Origin of the sequence: Streptomyces gottesmaniae (assembly GCF_031845845.1) — a bacterium.
Lineage (GTDB): Bacteria > Actinomycetota > Actinomycetes > Streptomycetales > Streptomycetaceae > Streptomyces > Streptomyces akebiae.
The window spans coordinates 1-17825 of record NZ_JAVRFJ010000030.1 but is presented as its reverse complement, the minus strand read 5'-3'; the positions used below and the strand labels follow the sequence as shown (position 1 = coordinate 17825).

Here is a 17825-nt window from a genome sequence, read left to right as displayed (position 1 = left end):
GGGGTGAGGGTTGCCGGAGGTGAGGGCTGTCGGGGGTGAGGGCTGTCGGGGGTGGGATACGGCGGTGGCGGGTGCGGGTCCGGTGGGGCTTCTCGCGCGTTCCCCGCGCCCCTGAAAAGCAGGGGCCCTCGCCCCTCGCTTTTCGGGCCCCCGCCGAGACCCTGACTCCCGCATACGAAGACTCCCGCATACGAAGGCCGCGCGCCCCGGGGACACCATCACCCGGGACGCACGGCGGTCCCGTGGGCGGCTCTACCGCCGCCGCTGTTGCTGCCGGATCTGCGCCGACGCCGGGGCCGGGTAGTGGCCGTCGTCGGCCGGCTCCCGGTGGACGGGCATGTCGTCGCGGATCAGGTTCTCGGGGATGAAGACGGCCGCCGCGACGCCTCCGTCGGTCGACTGCCGCAGTTCGACGCGCAGACCCTGGCGGTCGGCGAGCCGGTTCACCACGAACAGGCCGATCTGCTTGGCGTCGAGGAGGTCGACCTGCTCCGACCGGAGCTTGCGGTTGGCCTCGGCCATCGCCTCCTCGTTCATGCCGAAGCCGCTGTCCTCGACCTCGATGAGGATGCCGTCGCGCAGCCGGGCCGCGCGCAGCTGGACCTTGGTGGAGGGCGGGGAGAACGCGGCGGCGTTCTCGACGAGTTCGGCGAGCAGATGGATGACGTCGGCGACGGAGCCGCCGTTCAGCGACACCTTCGGTACGGCCCACACCTGGATCCGGGTCGCGTCCTCGATCTCGGCGACGGCGGCCCGCAGGACGTCCGTCAGCGCGATCGGTTCGCGCCAGCCCCGGCCGGGCGCGATGCCCGACAGGATGAGCAGCGACTCGGAGTGGCGCCGCATCCGGGTGGCGAGGTAGTCGATCCGGTACAGGTCGTACAGCTCGGCGTTGTTCTGCTGTTCCCGCTGGCGCTGCTCCATGACGCCGAGCAGGTCGAGCTGGCGGTGGAGGAGCACCTGGCTGCGCCGGGCGAGGCTGACGTACACCCCGGAGATGCCGCTGAGGAGTTCGGCCCGCTCGGAGGCCGCCTTGAGCGCGGCCCGCTGCACGGCCGTCAACGCCGTGCCCACCTGGGCGAGTTCGTCACCGGCGAGCCGTCGCATCGGGGCCTCGGCGTCGATGTCGACGCCCTGCCCGGCGTGCAGTTTGCGCATCGCCTGCGGCAGCCGGCGCCCGGCGACCTCCAGGGCGGAGTTGCGCAGGTCGAGGAGTTCGACGATGAGGCCGCGCCCGACGCCCACGGAGACCAGCAGCGACAGGAGCACACCGGCGAGGCCGAGGACGACGGCGACGCCGGACGCGCCGAGCGTGTCCCAGCCGAAGACGTCCGCCTTGGCCGCCGCGCCCGTTCCCGCGCCCTCCTCGGCCGCGGCCAGGCCCTTGAGCACGGCCGCCGAGGAGGCGTCCCAGTCCCGCAGCACGGCCGCGGACACCGGTCCCGCTCCGGCGTCCGTCACCCCGTCCTCGATCTTGACGAGGGCGGCGTGACTGTCACCGTCCAGCAGCACGTCGTAGGCGGGCCGGTGCTCGGCCTTGAGGTCGGCGACGGCCGGCCTCAGCAGCTCGCGCTGGATGGCGACGGCGCCGACGAACCACGCGTACTGCTCCTTGCTCAGCGTCCCGGAGGCGGTGGCGGCGGCCAGCAGTGCCTGCTCTCGGGCCACGGCGTCCCGGACCCGGGAGAGTTCGAGGACGACGCGCGCCTCGGAGGTCGCGTCGGTGCCCTTCTCGCTGGTGAGCGCGCCGGTCACGGCGAAGGCGTGGTCGATGACGGTGGAGTACTCGGTGTACGCCGTCGACACCGGGTCCCCCGTACCCGAGCCGGTGGTGCCGGCGCGCAGGGCGGCGAGGTCGCTGAAGTCGGCTTCCAGGGTCTCCAGGCGGTCGGGCAGCCCCGCGTCGATGAGGGCGGCGTCCGAACTGGAGGAGCTGAGGCCCGCGCGGAGCGCCGTCACGGCCTTGTCTGTGGCCTGCTGATCGGCCCTCAGTTCGTCGAGCCCCGTCTCGGTGCGCCTGGCGGCGTATCGCATGGCGGCCGTCCGCTCGCCCTGCAGCGCGGTCACGAACTCGGCGACGGGCGCCAGCAGTTCGCTGTTGACGTCCTTGGCCCGCTCGGTGTCGCCGATGACGGCCACGGTCGTCACGGCGGCATAGCTCCACAACGCCATCAACGACACGACGGGCAGCATCAACAGGGCGACGATCTTCGCCCGCACGGATCTGGGGCGCAGCAGCCGGCTGGTGGTACGGAAGAATTTCATCGGGGACCTCGCAAGGGGAGGGCGGATCGAGCGCCTCCGTCAGGGGCAGGGGCGCGGGGAACTGCGTGGCCCGCCCCCACCGGGCCCGCAGGTACTCACTGGGCGTCGGACGGAGCACTCACGCCGTCGACAGCTCGACCTCTCGCAACAGTTCGTCGGCGAACGAGGACTCCGCCCGCTTCCCCGTCGGCGACAACGCCACGTACGCCGAGGTCAGGAAGAGGAACGAGCCCAGCAGCACGGCCAGCGGGAACAGGAACTCCGTGGCCGTCGCCCCCGCCAACTGCGCGGTGCTGGGCGTGAGATCGATGGTCACGGCATACATCGCGGTGTAGTGCATGCTGCTCACCGCGAGCCCCATCACGAGCGCGGCGACCGCGGCGAGCACGCCCCCGCGCACGACCAGCGTCAGCGCCAGCGCGGCCGTGGCGGCGACGACGGCGATCACCACGGAGGCGATGACCAGGGACGGGTCGTAGCCGATCTCGCCGTGCAGGTTGAGCGCGGCCATGCCGGTGTAGTGCATCGCGGCCACGCCGAGGCCGGTACCGAGGCCGCCGAAGGCCACCGCGCGGATCCGGGAGCGGCCGTAACCGGCGGTGAAGACACCGGCGCTGACCACGGCGATCGCCATGACCAGGCTGAGGACGGTCATCGGGACGTCGTAGCGGATCGAGGTGCCCCGCACGCCGAAGCCCATCATCGCGACGAAGTGCATGGTCCAGATGCCCGAGCCGATCGCGAACGACGCCAGCGTGAGCCAGTTCCGCTTGGAGGCGCCCTCGGCCTCAAGTGCCCTGACGGTGCAGCGCAGTCCGAGCGCGGAGCCGACACAGGCCATGACGAAGGAGAGGACGGGGGTGACCCATCCGGCGCTGAAGTGGTCCATGTGTCCCATGAGGAACCCCTCTCGCCCGCCGCGGGGACGACACCCCGCACACGGGAAGTACCGCCGGTAACGAGTCACCGGGGATCGAGATCATGCCACCCGAGAATGACCGGCAAATCACCCGAAGGGGCCCAGAAGGGAATTCCGTGAACATTAAAATACTGTGGCATGGGTTACAAACCGAAGGGTTTGTCAGACCAATGCGTGACCTGCACATTTCCTCCACCGGACCACTCGGGTCAGGCACTTGACCGGGTGCCACGACCAATGAGTTCGACCAGCGACCACCCGGCGAGCGTCATGGCCACGGCCACCGGAGCGCTGACCTGGACGGCGATCAACAGGGCCGTACGCCCCTCGAACAGCCCGCCGAATCCGACCATGGAGAGCCCCAGCACCCCGAACAGACACAGGGTCACCCCGAGGGCGGCAACCGGCCCGGAATACGCCGCTGACCTGCTGGAACGGCTCGGCAGGGACGGGCGCGAGGGGCGGGCCGCAGGCCGTTCGAAGCGCCGGAAGGCGGCGACGAGAACCGCCGTGAGGACGGCCGCGAACGCCAGCCGCAGGGGCAGTTGGACCCACCAGGCGCCCGTCGCGGGCGTGGGCAGGTCGACATCCAGGGCGAGCAGTACGCCGTACACCCCGAGCATGGCCGAAAGATGCCACAGGAACGCGGTCATCGAGATGCCGTTGGCCGCCACGACCGTCCGCCACACCTTCGGCCGCTCCAGCCACCGCGTGACCGGGCCGCGCACCCACTCCACCGCGCCGACCAGCCACAGCCCGTGGCACAGCAGCGCGAAGGTCGGCGGCGCCATGTTCGACACCTTCTCGCCCGGCATCCCGACCATCGACAGCGGATACGGCCCGAACGCCACCAGCAGCGCGGCCCCCACGAGCCCGGCGCCGGCGAGCAGATACGGCCGCGTCAGCCGCCCGTCGGCCCGCAGGAACCCGAGTTGGTGGATCGCGAGCCACACGAAGGCGAAGTTGAGGAACTCGACGTACGGCACGTCGAGCGCGAAGCGTGACACGTCCACGAGCGCGGCGGCCGCGACCAGCCCTGCGAACGCGCCCCACCCCCATCGCTCGTGCAGCCGCAGCAACGGCGGGGTGAAGGCGACCATCGCCAGATAGATCCCGATGAACCACAGCGGCTGCGCGACCAGCCGCAGCGCCACGTCGAGCAACCCGCCGCCCAGTGCCGCGAGATGGAGCAGCACGGCGGCGGCGCCCCACACCCCTATGAAGACCATGGTGGGACGCAACAGCCGCTGCAGGCGGGCCCGGAGGAAGGCGGGATAGACGGAACCGCCGTCCGACGCCTTCCGGCTGAGCGAACGGTGGGAGAGGGCGTGCGAGAAGCCGCCGACGAAGAAGAACACCGGCATGATCTGCAGGGCCCAGGTGAGGATCTGCAACCGCGGCTCGACGGCGAGCAGGTTGCCCACCTCGACCCCACCGCCGTCCCCGGTGGTCACCGCCGCCATCAGCCAGTGGCCGAGGACGACGGTGCCGAGGGAGGCGACGCGGAGCAGATCGACGTACCGGTCCCTGGTGGCCGGGGTGGCGGCGGCGAGTTCTCTCGCACCCACGCTTGCGATGACGGTCATGGGAGTACGGTCGCGCGGGCACCCGGGCGGGCGGCAGCGCTCCCGTACTCAACTCACCTCTGAGTACCTACGGTTGTCGCCCCTGGACCACGGTCGCCCCCGGCGCGGGCGAGGCGGCCACACGCGCGGACGCGCACGTACCGGACGCGAGGAGACCCTCGGCGACGGCACGGGCCGACTCGGCGTCCCGGGCGAGGAAGGCCGTGGTCGGGCCCGAGCCGGAGACGAGCGCGGCGAGTGCGCCCGCCGCACGGCCCTCGGTGAGCGTGTCGGCCAGCTTCGGGAACAGCGAGAGGGCCGCGGGCTGGAGGCCGTTGGAGCCCGGCAGGAACGCGGCGAGCGCGTCCACGTCCCCCTTGGCGAGCGCGTCGAGCAGCACCTGGGAGGCGACGGGCTCGGGCACGACGTCGTGCTCGTGGAGCCGGTCGAACTCGCGGTAGACGGCGGGCGTGGAGAGACCGCCGTCGGCGACGGCGAACACCCAGTGGAAGACCCCGCCCACGTCGAGGGGGCGCAGCCGCTCCCCGCGCCCCGTCCCGAGGGCGGCCCCGCCCACCAGGCTGAACGGCACATCGCTGCCCAACTCGGCGCAGATGTCGAGGAGTTCGCCGCGCGAGGCGTTCGTGCCCCACAGCGTGTCGCAGGCCAGCAGCGCACCGGCCGCGTCCGCGCTGCCGCCGGCCATACCGCCGGCGACGGGGATGTCCTTGACGATGTGGAGATGGACGGCGGGCTCGATCCCGTGCCGCTCCGCGAGCGCGAGCGCGGCGCGGGCGGCGAGGTTGCTCCGGTCCAGGGGCACCTGGTCGGCGCCGGGGCCCTCGCAGCTGACGGTCAGTTCGTCGGCGGGGCTGGCGGTGACCTCGTCGTACAGCCCGACGGCGAGGAAGACGTTGGCCAGGTCGTGGAACCCGTCGGGCCGGGCACCGCCGACCGCGAGCTGCACATTGACCTTGGCGGGAACGCGAACGGTGACGCTCACGACTGACGGGACTCCTCGTGGTGGGCCTTGCGGTGGGTCTCGTGGTGGGCCTGGTCGTCGGTCGGGACACGGTTCTCGGCGATGGCCGCGAACTCCTCGACCGTCAGGGACTCGCCGCGGGCCTGCGGGGAGATACCGGCGGCGACGAGGGCGGCCTCGGCGGCGGCCGCGGAACCGGCCCACCCGGCGAGGGCGGCCCGCAGCGTCTTGCGCCGCTGGGCGAAGGCCGCGTCCACGACCGCGAACACGTCCCGCCTGTCGGCGGTGGTCCTGATCGGCTCCGTCCGGCGGATCAGGGAGACGAGCCCGCTGTCCACGTTCGGCGCCGGCCAGAAGACGTTGCGCCCGATCTTCCCGGCCCGCTTGACCTCCGCGTACCAGTTCGCCTTCACCGACGGCACGCCGTACACCCGCGAGCCCGGCCCGGCGGCGAGCCGGTCGGCGACCTCCGCCTGGACCATCACGAGGGTGCGCTCGATGGTCGGGAAGGTCTCGAGCATGTGCAGCAGCACGGGGACGGCGACGTTGTAGGGGAGGTTCGCGACGAGGGCGGTGGGGGCGGGGCCGGGAAGCTCCGTGACCTCCATCGCGTCCGAGTGGACGAGGGCGAAACGCCCGGCGCGGGTGGGCATGCGGGCGGCTATCGTCGCCGGCAGCGCGGCGGCGAGCACGTCGTCGATCTCGACGGCCGTGACCCGGTCCGCCACCTCCAGCAGGGCGAGGGTGAGCGAGCCGAGACCCGGGCCCACCTCGACGACGGTGTCCTCCGGGCGGACGTCCGCGGTCCGCACGATACGGCGGACCGTGTTCGCGTCGATCACGAAGTTCTGGCCGCGCTGCTTGGTCGGACGCACACCGAGGGCGGCGGCGAGTTCACGGACGTCGGCGGGGCCGAGGAGGGCGTCGGGGGAGGGGCTGCTCACGGCACCAGGGTACGGGGCGGGGGGCGGCGTTCGGTTCCTGGGCGCCTGAGGGCTCGGGGTGCGGGTGCGTCGGCCGGCGAAGGCCCCGCGCCGCTGAAAAGCGAGGGGCGCGGCCCCGGCTTTTCAGGGGCGCGGGGAACTGCGCGAGAAACCCCCACTCACCCGCAGCCGCCGACGAGACACGCATCCCCGAGTCACCAGGCGCCCCAGGCGCCCTACCCCCGCAACCGCGCCCCGCAATGCGGCCAGGGACTCGCCCCCCGCTGGACGTACAACTTCTTCGCGCGCATCGTCTGCTCCGCCGCCGAAGCGTCCTGCGGCCTCCCGCTCCCACCGAGGCTCCGCCAGGTCCGGGTGTCGAACTGATACAGCCCGCCGTACGTCCCGGAGGGATCCACCGCATGGGGCCGCCCTCCCGACTCGCACGCGGCGAGACCACCCCAGTTCAGCCCCTCCGCCCCCGCCACGGACGTGGGCATCACCTTCGTCCCGACCTTCACCACCTGCTCCCGCGGCTCACGGACGACCTCGGTACGCACCAGCCGCGGCCGCTCCCGGACCCCGTTGACCGTCCGGAGCGCGTACGTGACCCGACGCACCCCCGGACGACCGGCCCGCTCCACGACCTCGGTGCCCCGGAAGAGCGAGGGATCCTCGGTACGGCGCACCCGGAACGGGATCGGCGTCTCCCGGATCTCCTCGGACCCGGTCACCCGCAGCACGGTCACCGTCTGCCCGTCCCGGGGGAAACTCGACCAGTCGACCGAGGTGGTGTCCTCCCCGCGCAGGGTGATCCCGGCCTGCTCCACGGCCTCCCCCACGGTCGCCGCGTTCGTACGGATCGTCCGCGTCCGCCCGTCCGCCATGATCGTGACGGTGCGCTCGGTGCGGACGTCCAGCTCCAGGCCCTCACGCCCGATCCGCCGGGAGCGCGAGGCCGACACGTACGCGCCCTCCGCCCGCACCCCGAGCTGCTGAAGCGCCCCGTCCACCGTGTGGGCGGTCGTCCAGACCTTGCGCCGCTGCCCGTCGAGGGTGAGCGCGACGGGCCGCCCGTAGTGCACGGCGACCTCGTCCCCGCTGCTCAACGCCGTACCGGGGGCGGGCGCGACGACATCGTGCGCGCCGAAGGCGACCCCTTCGTCGGCGAGCAGTTCGGTGACGTCGTCGGCGAAGGTGTGGAGCGTGCGGGGCCGGCCGTCGACGGTCAGCTCGATCGCCTTGTCCTTCGCCACGAACGCGGAGGTGCCGCCCGCGAGGAAGGCCACGACCAGGGCCTGGGGCACCAGCCGCCGCAGCGAGCCGGGCCGGTCGGCGGCCCGTCTGCGCCGCACGGCCCGCCGGGAGCCCCTCCGGCCGCCCCCACGAGCCGAGGCGCCCACCCCGTCCGGGCCCTCACGCCCTCCCGGGGCTTCGGGGGCTTCGGGGGCTTCGGGGGCTTCCGGGGCTTCCTGGATCCCACGGTCCTCCGTGGCCTCGGTGGCGTCCTGGGCCTCCTGGGCCTCCTGGGCCTCCTGGGCGAGCCGATCCTCATAAGCGGGCCGATAGGTGTCCGCGTACCCCCTGTGGGGCAGCGTCTCGGCCTCGTACGGCGACTGCGCATTGCTCACGACGACACGCTCCAGAGGTGATCCGGGTCCGGGTCGGGCGACGTGAACCTAGCGGACTCCGGTCACCCTCCAAAGCAACGCGGTCACTCAGTGTCGCGACACGGGCCGCTGATCATCTTTTTGGGTCCCCCGGACGGCCGACGGAACGTGACCCGTCAGTAATCGAACGCCCTCGCCGTGTTCGCCGCGACCGCCGTCGCCAGCGCGTCCTCGTCGATGCCCCGCACCTCCGCCATCGCCCGAACCGTGACCGGAATGAGATACGGCGCGTTGGGCCGTCCGCGGTACGGCGCGGGGGTCAGGAAGGGCGCGTCGGTCTCGACGAGGACGAGTTCGAGGGGCGCGACGGCGAGGGCGTCACGCAGCGGCTGGGCGTTCTTGAACGTCATGTTCCCGGCGAAGGACATGAAGTAGCCGTGCGCGGCGCAGACCACCGCCATCTCCGCGTCGCCGGAGTAGCAGTGGAAGACGGTCCGCTCGGGCGCGCCCTCCTCCTTCAGGATCCGCAACACGTCGTCGTGGGCGTCACGGTCGTGGATGACCAGCGCCTTGCCGTGCCGTTTGGCGATCTCGATGTGCGCGCGGAAGGACCGCTCCTGGGCGGCCTTGCCCTCGGGCCCGGTCCTGAAGTAGTCGAGCCCCGTCTCCCCGACGCCCTTGACCTGTGGCAACGCGGCCAGCCGGTCGATCTCGGCGAGAGCGTCGTCGAGTGCCGCGTCCCCGCCGGGCGTCCGCGCGCCCTGCCGGGACCAGCCGTCAGGGTCGCCGTGGACGATGCGCGGCGCCTCGTTCGGGTGCAGCGCGACGGTCGCGTGCACGGCCTCGTACCGCTCGGCCGTCTCGGCGGCCCAGCGCGAGCCCTTGATGTCGCAGCCGACCTGGACGACCGTCGTCACCCCCACGGAGGCGGCCTTCGCGAGGCCCTCCTCGACGGTGCCGGACTGCATGTCCAGATGGGTGTGCGCATCAGCGACCGGGACCCGGAGGGGTTCGGGGAGCGGGGGCGCGGCGTTCTTGTCGTTCGAGGGCATGCCCCGATCCTACGAATCGCACGATCGGGGCATGCCCCACAGGCTCGCTGAGCGGGGGAGGGTCAGCTCGCCTTGCGGTGGAACGGGTGCAGGAGGTCGGACAGGTGCCAGTGGTGGTGTTCCCCGGGCTCCGCCCCTTCCGGGGTGTCGGTGTCCGCCACCGCGCGGGGCTTCGGCAGGTGCCGTCGACGCTCGGCGTCCAACGCCGACGACACCTGGCCCGCCCGCATGATCCGGACGACATGACCGTCGCAGTTCTGGCACGTGGGCCGGGACAGCGGGGACGGCACGACCGTCCCGTCGGCCACGTACATCACGAAGTCGCGCCCCTGGGCGTCGTTGTGGTGCTCTATCTCGTACGACTGCTCCCAGCCGTGCCCGCACCGCATGCAGGCGAACGCGTACGACTCGTGAACGACGGCGGTGGCGGTGTCGCGCAGCACTGCGCGCTCTGCGATCTCGGTCATTGCCAGCTCCTCTTGTCCGCTGGACGGTGGGGACGTGACGTGTACGTCCTCACCACCCAGTTGACGCCCTGGCGGACCTGGAGGGCACCCCATCTGCCGACTGTTGAAGGGCATTTGGCCTGCCCTTGTGCGAAGACCGTCGACACGAGGGACGCCCTTTGCGCGGCTTTACCCGGGCATGAAGACCGGCGCCCCCACACAGAGGCGCTCGGCCCCTACTCCGCTCTCTTCGCGGCCACCACCGCGTCGAACACCTCCCGCTTGGGCACCCCGGCCTCCACCGCCACCGCGGCGATCGCCTCCTTGCGCCGCTCCCCCGCCTCCTCCCGCACCCGGACCCGCCGCACCAGTTCCTCGGCGTCCAGCTCCTCCGCCCCCCGCTCCGGCGCCCCCTCGACCACCACGGTGATCTCCCCGCGCACACCGGCCGCCGCCCACTCGGCCAGCTCCCCGAGGGGCCCCCGCTTGACCTCCTCGTACGTCTTGGTCAACTCGCGGCACACGGCGGCCCGCCGCCCCGCGCCGAAGACCTCGGCCATCGCCGCGAGGGTGGCGTCCAGGCGGTGGGGCGCCTCGAAGTACACGAGGGTGCGCCGCTCCTGCGCGACCTCGCGCAGCCGGGCGAGCCGTTCCCCGGCCTTGCGCGGCGGGAACCCCTCGAAGCAGAACCGGTCGACGGGCAGCCCGGACAGCGCGAGGGCGGTCAGGACGGCCGAGGGCCCGGGTACGGCGGTGACCCGGATGTCCTTCTCCACGGCGGCGGCGACCAGCCGGTACCCGGGGTCGGAGACCGACGGCATCCCCGCGTCCGTGACCAGCAGCACGCGGGCACCGCCCACCAGCGCCTCGACGAGTTCCGGCGTACGCGCGGCCTCGTTGCCCTCGAAGTAGGAGACGATCCGCCCGCCCGGCTGCACCCCCAGCGCCTGGGTGAGCCTCCGCAGCCGCCGCGTGTCCTCTGCGGCGATCACGTCCGCCCCGGCCAATTCCTCGGCGAGCCGGGGCGGCGCGTCCGCGATCTCACCGATGGGAGTACCTGCCAACACAAGGATTCCTGTCACACCCCCATCCTCCCAGCCACGCCGATGCCGGGGCGAAGCCGAGGGGCGGGCAGGGACACCGACGGCCCTGGCCGGGGCGACGTCCCGAATCGGCGCCCGGGGCCCCCGCGACCAGCCACGACCCACCCACGGCCGTCCCCGCCGCACGCGACCGCGCGTGCCGAGGTCACCCGGCCACATCCTCATCCCACGGGACTCCCACAGCCGTGTTCCCTACGATGGCGCGGTGACCAGTACCGCGTCCTCCACGGACACCCGGCAGGACCAGGCCACCGAAGACCCGCGGCCGTCGTGGCAGCACCGCCTGCGCCGTTTCGGCTACACGGCGCCGCCGAGAAGCGACGTCCGCAGCCGACTGGTGCCCCCGTACACCCGCCCCGGCGCGCGCTTCTGGGCCGTCCTCGGGGTGCGCGAGGAGGTCGGGAACCGCCTCGTCCGCTGGTCGGCCTGGGGCGGCCCCCTGCTGGTCACGCTGGTCGCCGGGCTGATGCGGTTCCACAACCTGGGCAGCCCCAAGGCGGTGATATTCGACGAGACGTACTACGCCAAGGACGCGTGGGCGATCGTCCACCGCGGTTACGAGGTCAACTGGGCCAAGAACGCCAACGAGCTGATCCTCCGGAACGACGGGAACGTCCCGATCCCGACGGACGCGGCGTACGTCGTGCACCCGCCCGTCGGCAAGTACGTGATCGGCCTGGGCGAGCTGATGTTCGGCTTCAACCCGTTCGGCTGGCGCTTCATGACCGCCCTGCTCGGCACGCTCTCCGTCCTGATGCTGTGCCGTATCGGCCGCCGTATCTTCCGCTCGACGTTCCTCGGCTGTCTCGCGGGCGGCCTGATGGCGGTCGACGGCCTGCACTTCGTGATGAGCCGCACGGCGCTGCTGGACCAGGTGCTGATGTTCTTCGTCCTGGCCGCGTTCGGCTGCCTGGTCATCGACCGGGACAAGGCACGCCGGCGCCTGGCCGAGGCCCTCCCCCCGGACGGCGACGGAGTCGTACGCCCCAACTCCCTCGTCGCCGAGACCACTCGACTGGGCTGGCGCCCCTACCGCTTGCTGGCCGGCCTCTGCCTGGGCCTGGCGCTCGGCACCAAGTGGAACGCCCTGTACTTCATGGTGTTCTTCGGGATCATGACGGTGCTCTGGGACTACGCGGCCCGCAAGGTCGCCGGCGCCCGTCAGCCGCTGATCGCGACGGCCCAGCGCGACCTGGGTTTCGCGTTCCTCTCCACGGTCCCGGTCATGATCGTCACGTATCTGGTCTCCTGGACGGGATGGATCCTCTCGCCGGACGACGGCAGCGGCGGCTACTACCGCGACTGGGCCGCGACCGAGGGCAAGGGCGGCTGGTTCGCCTGGCTGCCGGACTGGCTGCGGAGCCTGTGGCACTACGAGCACGCGGTCTACGAGTTCCACGTCGGCCTGTCGTCCCCGCACACGTACGAGTCGAACCCGTGGAGCTGGATCGTCCTCGGCCGCCCGGTCTCGTACTTCTACGAGTCCCCGTCCCCCGGCAACGACGGCTGCCCGGCGGACACCGCCGACAAGTGCGCCCGCGAGGTCCTGGCCATCGGCACCCCCCTCCTCTGGTGGGCCGCCGCCGTCGCCGTCCTCTACGTCCTGTGGCGCTGGTTCTTCCGCCGCGACTGGCGCGCCGGCGCGATCGCCTGCGGCATCGCCGCCGGCTACCTCCCCTGGTTCCTCTACCAGGAACGCACGATCTTCTTCTTCTACGCCGTCGTCTTCCTCCCCTTCCTCTGCCTCGCCGTCACCATGCTGGTCGGCGCCGTCCTCGGCCCCCCGGGCGCCCCGGAACGCCGCCGCGTGGCCGGCTCGGCAGCGGCCGGCGTCCTGATCCTCCTCATCGCCTGGAACTTCATCTACTTCTGGCCTCTGTACACCGGGCAGCCCATCCCGATCGACAGCTGGCGGTCGCGGATGTGGATGGACACCTGGGTCTGACATCTGGGTCCAGCGGTCGACCGCCCCCCTGGGGCCGCGTGGCCAGGCGTGGCCGGATACGGGGTCGTCGTGGCCTGAATCCGGTTCAGTGGGTGCCCTGGGCTAACAATCAGGGCACACACGGGACGCATTTTTCCCACGCGTCACTCCCCCGTGTTTACAGTGAGCCTCGGCAAGCGGTTTCTGAACGTGTTCAAAGACGTGTTCGGGGCCGGACGGCAAGCCACCACGGGGTAACGGGGAAAGGGAACGCGTCATGCGCAAGGGGGTCAAGGTCGCCATAGTCGGCGGGGTGTTCGCCGCGATGGTGGGGGGCGCCGGGTACGGCGGGTACAACATCGTGACCGCGCTCAACGGGGACGTCGGGGGCGTCGAGAAGCGCACCGGGCCGCCGAGTGCGGACGAGGTGCGGGAGACCACGGAGAAGTTCTTCGCCGCCTGGGAGAAGGGCGACGCTGCCACGGCGTCCTCGTACACGAACGACGCGGCGGCCGCGAGAGCCGTGTTCGGCAGCTTCGTCGACGCCGCACGGATCGCGGACGTCGAGATCGAGCCGGGCGAGCCCACCGGGGCCGGCGACCGGACCGTCCCGTACTCCGTCGCGGCCAAGGTGTCGTTCGACGGGAAGAGCAAGAAGCTCGCCTACAAGAGCCGGCTGACCGTCGTGCGGGGGAAGACCACCGGGCGGGCCCTCATCGACTGGCGGCCGTCCGTCGTGCACCCCGAACTGAAGGCCGGCGACACCCTGTTCCTCGGGGAGGCGGCCGCGCCGCCCATCGAGGCCGTGGACCGGGACGGCAAGGTGCTGACCAAGGAGAAGTACCCCTCCCTCGGACCGATCCTCGACACCCTGCGCGAACGCTACGGCGCCGACGCGGGCGGCACCCCCGGGGTCGAGCTGGCCATCCGCCACACCACCACGAACGCGGGCGACACCACGCTGCTGACCCTCGCCGAGGGCAAGGCGGGCAAGCTGCAGACCACCATCAGCGCCCGCACGCAGGCGGCGGCCGAGGCGGCGGTGGAGAAGTACGCCGAGTCGTCCGTGGTCGCGTTGCGGCCCAGCACCGGTGAGGTGCTGGCGGTCGCCAACCACCGCGAGGACGGCTTCAACGCCGCCTTCCAGGGCGAACTGCCGCCCGGCTCCACGATGAAGATCGTCACCGCCGCGATGCTCATCGACAACGGCGTGACCTCCATGAACGGCCCCGCCCCCTGCCCCGACACGGCCACCTGGCAGAGCCAGACCTTCAAGAACCTGCCGGGCCTCAAGGCCGACGAGACACCGAACGCCACGCTCGCCAACAGCTTCCAGCGGTCCTGCAACACGGCCTTCATCAAGCTGATCGACGAGAAGCCGCTGACCGACGCGTCGTTGACCGAGGAGGCGCAGGAGCGGTTCGGGATCGGCCGGGACGACTGGAAGACCGGCATCGCCTCCATGGACGGCAAGGTACCGGCGTCCGGCGGGCCGAACCGGGCCGCCAACGCCATCGGACAGGGTGATGTGCTGATGAACCCGCTGAACATGGCGTCGGTGACGTCCACGGCGATCACGGGGCGGTTCCGGCAGCCGTATCTGGTGTCGCCCGAGCTGGACGACCGGAAGCTGGCCACGGCGGAGGGGTTGCGGGCCAGTACCGCGTCGCAGTTGAAGCAGATGATGAGGCTGACCGCGACGCAGGGGACCGCCGCGACCGTCATGGCCGATCTGAGCGGGGACATCGGGGCGAAGACCGGGTCCGCGGAGATCGACGGGCAGGCGGTGGCGGACAGTTGGTTCACCGGGTTCCGTGGGGATGTGGCTGCGGCGGCGATGTCGGAGGGAGGTGGCCGTGGTGGGGAGGCGGCTGGGCCGATCGTGGTGGATGTGCTGAAGGCTGGGGGGTGAGTGTGGCCCGGTCACATGGACTGGGGTGAGTGTCCGGGGCGCGCCGTAGAGGGTGCGGTTCGTTGCGGGGTGCGGGTGGGTGGGGCTTCTCGCGCAGTTCCCCGCGCCCCTGAAAAGCAGGGGCTGCGCCCCGTGCTTTTCACACCGCGGCCCCGTCTGCTTCCCAGGCCCGCAGCCCCGTCGCTCCCCAACCCCCAGCCCGGTCCGCCTTCCAGGCCCGCAGCCCCCTCGCTCCCCAGCCTGCAGCCCCGTCCGCCTTCCAGGCCCGCAGCCCCCGCATCCGAGCCCGCAGGGCCTGGGGCTTCAGGGGCCCGGGGAGTTGCGCGAGAGGCCTTCAGTCGCCCGTGCATCCAACGGGTGAACCCACGGAGTGATCCGCGGGACTCTAGGGTGGTGGTTCTCGTTGAGGAACGAGAGGCAGTCGGGGGCAGCGGAAGGTCGGGAGCGTGGGTAAGAGAAGGCGTGTCGACGAGCGGAAGGCCGCGAAGTCGGGGAGGTCACGGCGGCATCTCGTGCTGGGCGGAGTGGCGGTCGCGGCCCTCGGCGGTGGCGCGATGGCCGTGTACACGGTGTTCGGCGCCGGCGCGGCGGCCGAGGACGGTTCGGCCGACGCCAAGGCCGTGAAGACCGGCCCCCTGTCCGCCGGCGAGGTCCGCACGGCCGCGACCACGTTCCTCACGGCCTGGCAGAAGGGCACGGTCGCGAAGGCCGCCGCCGCCACGGACGACTCGGCGGCCGCCAAGACGGCGTTGACCGGCTTCACCAAGGACGCCCACGTCAAGGACGTCACCCTCACCCGCGGCAAGCGCTCCGGCGACAAGGTGCCGTTCACGGTGAAGGGCACGGTCTCCTTCAAGGGCACCGAGAAGCCGCTGACCTACAAGTCCGCCCTCACCGTCGTACGGGCGGAGAAGGACGGCGAACCCGTCGTCGACTGGCAGCCCTCCGTCGTCCACCCCGAACTCGCCGAGGGCGACCGGCTGGTGACCGGCGAGGCGGGCACACCCCCGGTGAAGGCCCTCGACCGGGACGGCGGCGAGCTGACGACGGAGAAGTACCCGTCGCTGGGCTCGGTGCTGGACGGGCTGCGGGAGAAGTACGGCAAGAAGGCGGGCGGCAAGGCGGGCGTCGAACTGCGGATCGTCCGCGCCGACCCGGCCGAGGGCGGGTCGGACGGCAAGTCCTCCGCCGAGCCCACGAACTCCACCAGGTCCACCAAGGACAAGGCCGCCGACAAGACCCTTCTGGAGCTGAACGAGGGCACCCCGGGCGAGGTGAGGACGACGCTCAGCCCGTCGTTGCAGGCCGCCGCCGAGGAGAAGGTGGCCGCCACGAAGCGGGCGTCGGTGGTCGTGATGCGGCCCTCGACCGGCGAGATCCTGGCCGCGGCCAACTCCAGCAGCTTCAACGTGGCGTTCCAGGGCTCACTGGCCCCCGGCTCCACGATGAAGATCGTGTCGTCGGCACTGCTCATCGACAAGGGCCTGGCCTCGGCTAACAAGGGCCACCCCTGCCCCAAGTACTCCTCGTACGGTGGCTGGAAGTTCCAGAACGACGACAAGTTCGAGATCAAGGGCGGGACCTTCAAGGCGAGTTTCGCCCGTTCCTGCAACACCGCCTTCATCTCACAGGCGAAGAAACTGGACGACGACTCCCTGACCAAGGAGGCCCAGCAGGTCTTCGGGCTCGGCCTGAACAACTGGGCCATCGGCGTCTCCAGCTTCGACGGCGCGGTGCCGGTGCAGAGCGCCGCCCCGATGGCGGCCTCGCTGATCGGCCAGGGCGGGGTGCGGATGAACCCGCTGAACATGGCGTCGGTGGTCGCGACGGCCAAGACCGGCGTCTTCAAGCAGCCCTACCTGGTGCCGCCGTCCGTCGACGACCGCACCCTGGCCACCGCCTCCCGGCCCATGTCCGCGACGGTCCGCTCCCAGCTCCGCGAACTCCTCCAGTACACCGCCGCGGCCGGTACGGCGGCCGAGGCGATGTCGGGTCTCGGCCCGGACTACGGCGCCAAGACCGGCTCCGCCGAGGTCGACGGGCAGAAGGAGCCCAACGGCTGGTTCACCGCCTGGAAGGGCGATCTGGCCTCCGCCGGGGTCGTCCAGCAGGGCGGCCACGGCAGCGAGTCGGCGGGCCCGATCGTGGCCGCGCTGCTCAAGGCGGGCAGCGGCGGCTGAGCGACGACGCGGACCGGGCGGGCGAGGCGGGCGGGTGACTCAGTCGCCGGTCGCGTCCGTCCGCTGCACGGGGCGCTCCTGGATCGGCATCTCCTCGTACGCGTCGGACGCCGGTCGCAGACACCAGTCGAGCATCGACGGCCAGGGGCCGTAGCCCGAGTCGGGGTTGAGGTGGGCCTCGCCGGGCAGCACGTCGGCGGGCAGGCCGAGGGGCCGCGCGTACGCCGTTGCCGCGTCCGGCAGGCAGTACGGGTCGTTGTCACTGCCGACGACCCGGGTGTACGCGGCTGCCTCGGCCAGCCGCTCCGGCGTCAGCGGCGGCGGGGCGAACTCGGCGATCTCCGGCTGCTTCAGGACGAACTCGGGGGACGGCGGCGCCACGAGGAGGACGCGGTCGACGGGGCCGGACAGGATGCCGTCCCGGGCGACCGCGTGCAGCCACAGCAGACAGGCCAGGCTGTGGCAGACCACCGTGATCCGCCGCCCCGCCAACTCACCGAGCAGCGCGTCCAGTTCCGCCAGCCACCGCTCCAGGTCCGGGTCGTCCGCCTCCGGGAGCTGGGGGTAGGCGACCTCGTGGCCGAGGTCGGTGAGGCGGTCGGCCAGCCAGTGCTGCCAGTGGGCGGGCGGCCGGTGGTTCTGCCAGCCGTGCAGGATGAGGAAGGCGCGGGTTTCGTCGGCGGCCGGGGTTTCTGTCATCCCCCGATCGTCAGCGAAACGGATCTGTGGGTCCAGTGCCGTCTCTGTGGCTGGATGGGGGATCGAGGGGGCGTTCGTGTGTCGGGTGCGGGTGGGTGGGACTTCTCGCGCAGTTCCCCGCGCCCCTGAAAAAGCCGGGGCTGCGCCCCGTGCTTTTCAGGCCCGCAGGGCCTGGGGCTTTAGGGGCGCGGGCAACTGCGCGAGCAACCCCCCCCCCCCCCCCCCCCAACCCCCCCCCCCCCCCC

At 71.9% G+C, this 17825-nt stretch carries 13 protein-coding genes; 3 read left to right on the top strand and 10 right to left on the bottom strand.

The annotated features are described in order from the left end of the window. Positions 1-252: 252 nt before the first annotated feature. From RM704_RS29515 to rsmI, 9 genes are all read right to left on the bottom strand, one after another. Positions 253-2265, bottom strand: coding sequence for a sensor histidine kinase (locus RM704_RS29515; RefSeq protein ID WP_033531963.1), 2013 nt, complete (start codon positions 2263-2265; stop codon positions 253-255). 118 nt (positions 2266-2383) lie between these two features. Then, on the bottom strand, positions 2384-3163 hold the full coding sequence (locus RM704_RS29510) for an MHYT domain-containing protein (RefSeq protein WP_033531962.1): 780 nt from the start codon (positions 3161-3163) through the stop codon (positions 2384-2386). A gap of 230 nt (positions 3164-3393) precedes the next feature. Beyond that, on the bottom strand, positions 3394-4770 hold the full coding sequence (locus RM704_RS29505) for an acyltransferase family protein (RefSeq protein WP_033531961.1): 1377 nt from the start codon (positions 4768-4770) through the stop codon (positions 3394-3396). Between the two features lie 67 nt (positions 4771-4837). Continuing rightward, positions 4838-5752, bottom strand: coding sequence for a 4-(cytidine 5'-diphospho)-2-C-methyl-D-erythritol kinase (locus tag RM704_RS29500; RefSeq protein ID WP_033531960.1), 915 nt, complete (start codon positions 5750-5752; stop codon positions 4838-4840). Further along, positions 5749-6675, bottom strand: a complete 927-nt coding sequence (rsmA, locus tag RM704_RS29495) for a 16S rRNA (adenine(1518)-N(6)/adenine(1519)-N(6))-dimethyltransferase RsmA (protein ID WP_052146512.1) — start codon at positions 6673-6675, stop codon at positions 5749-5751. The genes RM704_RS29500 and rsmA overlap by 4 nt, the downstream gene beginning before the upstream one ends. 215 nt (positions 6676-6890) lie before the next feature. Next, on the bottom strand, positions 6891-8285 hold the full coding sequence (locus RM704_RS29490; protein ID WP_033531959.1) for a resuscitation-promoting factor: 1395 nt from the start codon (positions 8283-8285) through the stop codon (positions 6891-6893). Between the two features lie 155 nt (positions 8286-8440). After that, complete coding sequence (locus tag RM704_RS29485; RefSeq protein ID WP_033531958.1) at positions 8441-9316, bottom strand: TatD family hydrolase; 876 nt, start codon at positions 9314-9316, stop codon at positions 8441-8443. Positions 9317-9378: 62 nt separating this feature from the next. Continuing rightward, complete coding sequence (locus tag RM704_RS29480) at positions 9379-9783, bottom strand: hypothetical protein (RefSeq protein ID WP_033531957.1); 405 nt, start codon at positions 9781-9783, stop codon at positions 9379-9381. Positions 9784-9998: 215 nt separating this feature from the next. Beyond that, on the bottom strand, positions 9999-10844 hold the full coding sequence (gene rsmI, locus RM704_RS29475) for a 16S rRNA (cytidine(1402)-2'-O)-methyltransferase (RefSeq protein WP_033531956.1): 846 nt from the start codon (positions 10842-10844) through the stop codon (positions 9999-10001). 226 nt (positions 10845-11070) lie between these two features. Here rsmI and RM704_RS29470 point away from each other — a divergent pair, with 226 nt between their 5' ends. The 3 genes from RM704_RS29470 to RM704_RS29460 all read left to right on the top strand — a co-directional run bounded on the left by RM704_RS29470 (position 11071) and on the right by RM704_RS29460 (position 16881). Then, the gene (locus tag RM704_RS29470) at positions 11071-12810 is read left to right on the top strand and encodes a dolichyl-phosphate-mannose--protein mannosyltransferase (RefSeq protein ID WP_033531955.1); all 1740 of its coding nucleotides are present in this window, start codon (positions 11071-11073) and stop codon (positions 12808-12810) included. Positions 12811-13066: 256 nt separating this feature from the next. Beyond that, the gene (locus tag RM704_RS29465) at positions 13067-14701 is read left to right on the top strand and encodes a penicillin-binding transpeptidase domain-containing protein (protein WP_033531954.1); all 1635 of its coding nucleotides are present in this window, start codon (positions 13067-13069) and stop codon (positions 14699-14701) included. A gap of 446 nt (positions 14702-15147) precedes the next feature. Beyond that, entirely contained in the window at positions 15148-16881 is a 1734-nt protein-coding gene (locus RM704_RS29460) for a penicillin-binding transpeptidase domain-containing protein (RefSeq protein WP_033531953.1), read from the top strand. A gap of 39 nt (positions 16882-16920) precedes the next feature. Here the strand turns inward: RM704_RS29460 and RM704_RS29455 are convergent, their stop codons facing one another. Then, a complete protein-coding gene (locus tag RM704_RS29455) occupies positions 16921-17580 on the bottom strand; it encodes an RBBP9/YdeN family alpha/beta hydrolase (RefSeq protein WP_052146511.1) in 660 nt (219 codons plus the stop codon). Positions 17581-17825 lie beyond the last annotated feature (245 nt).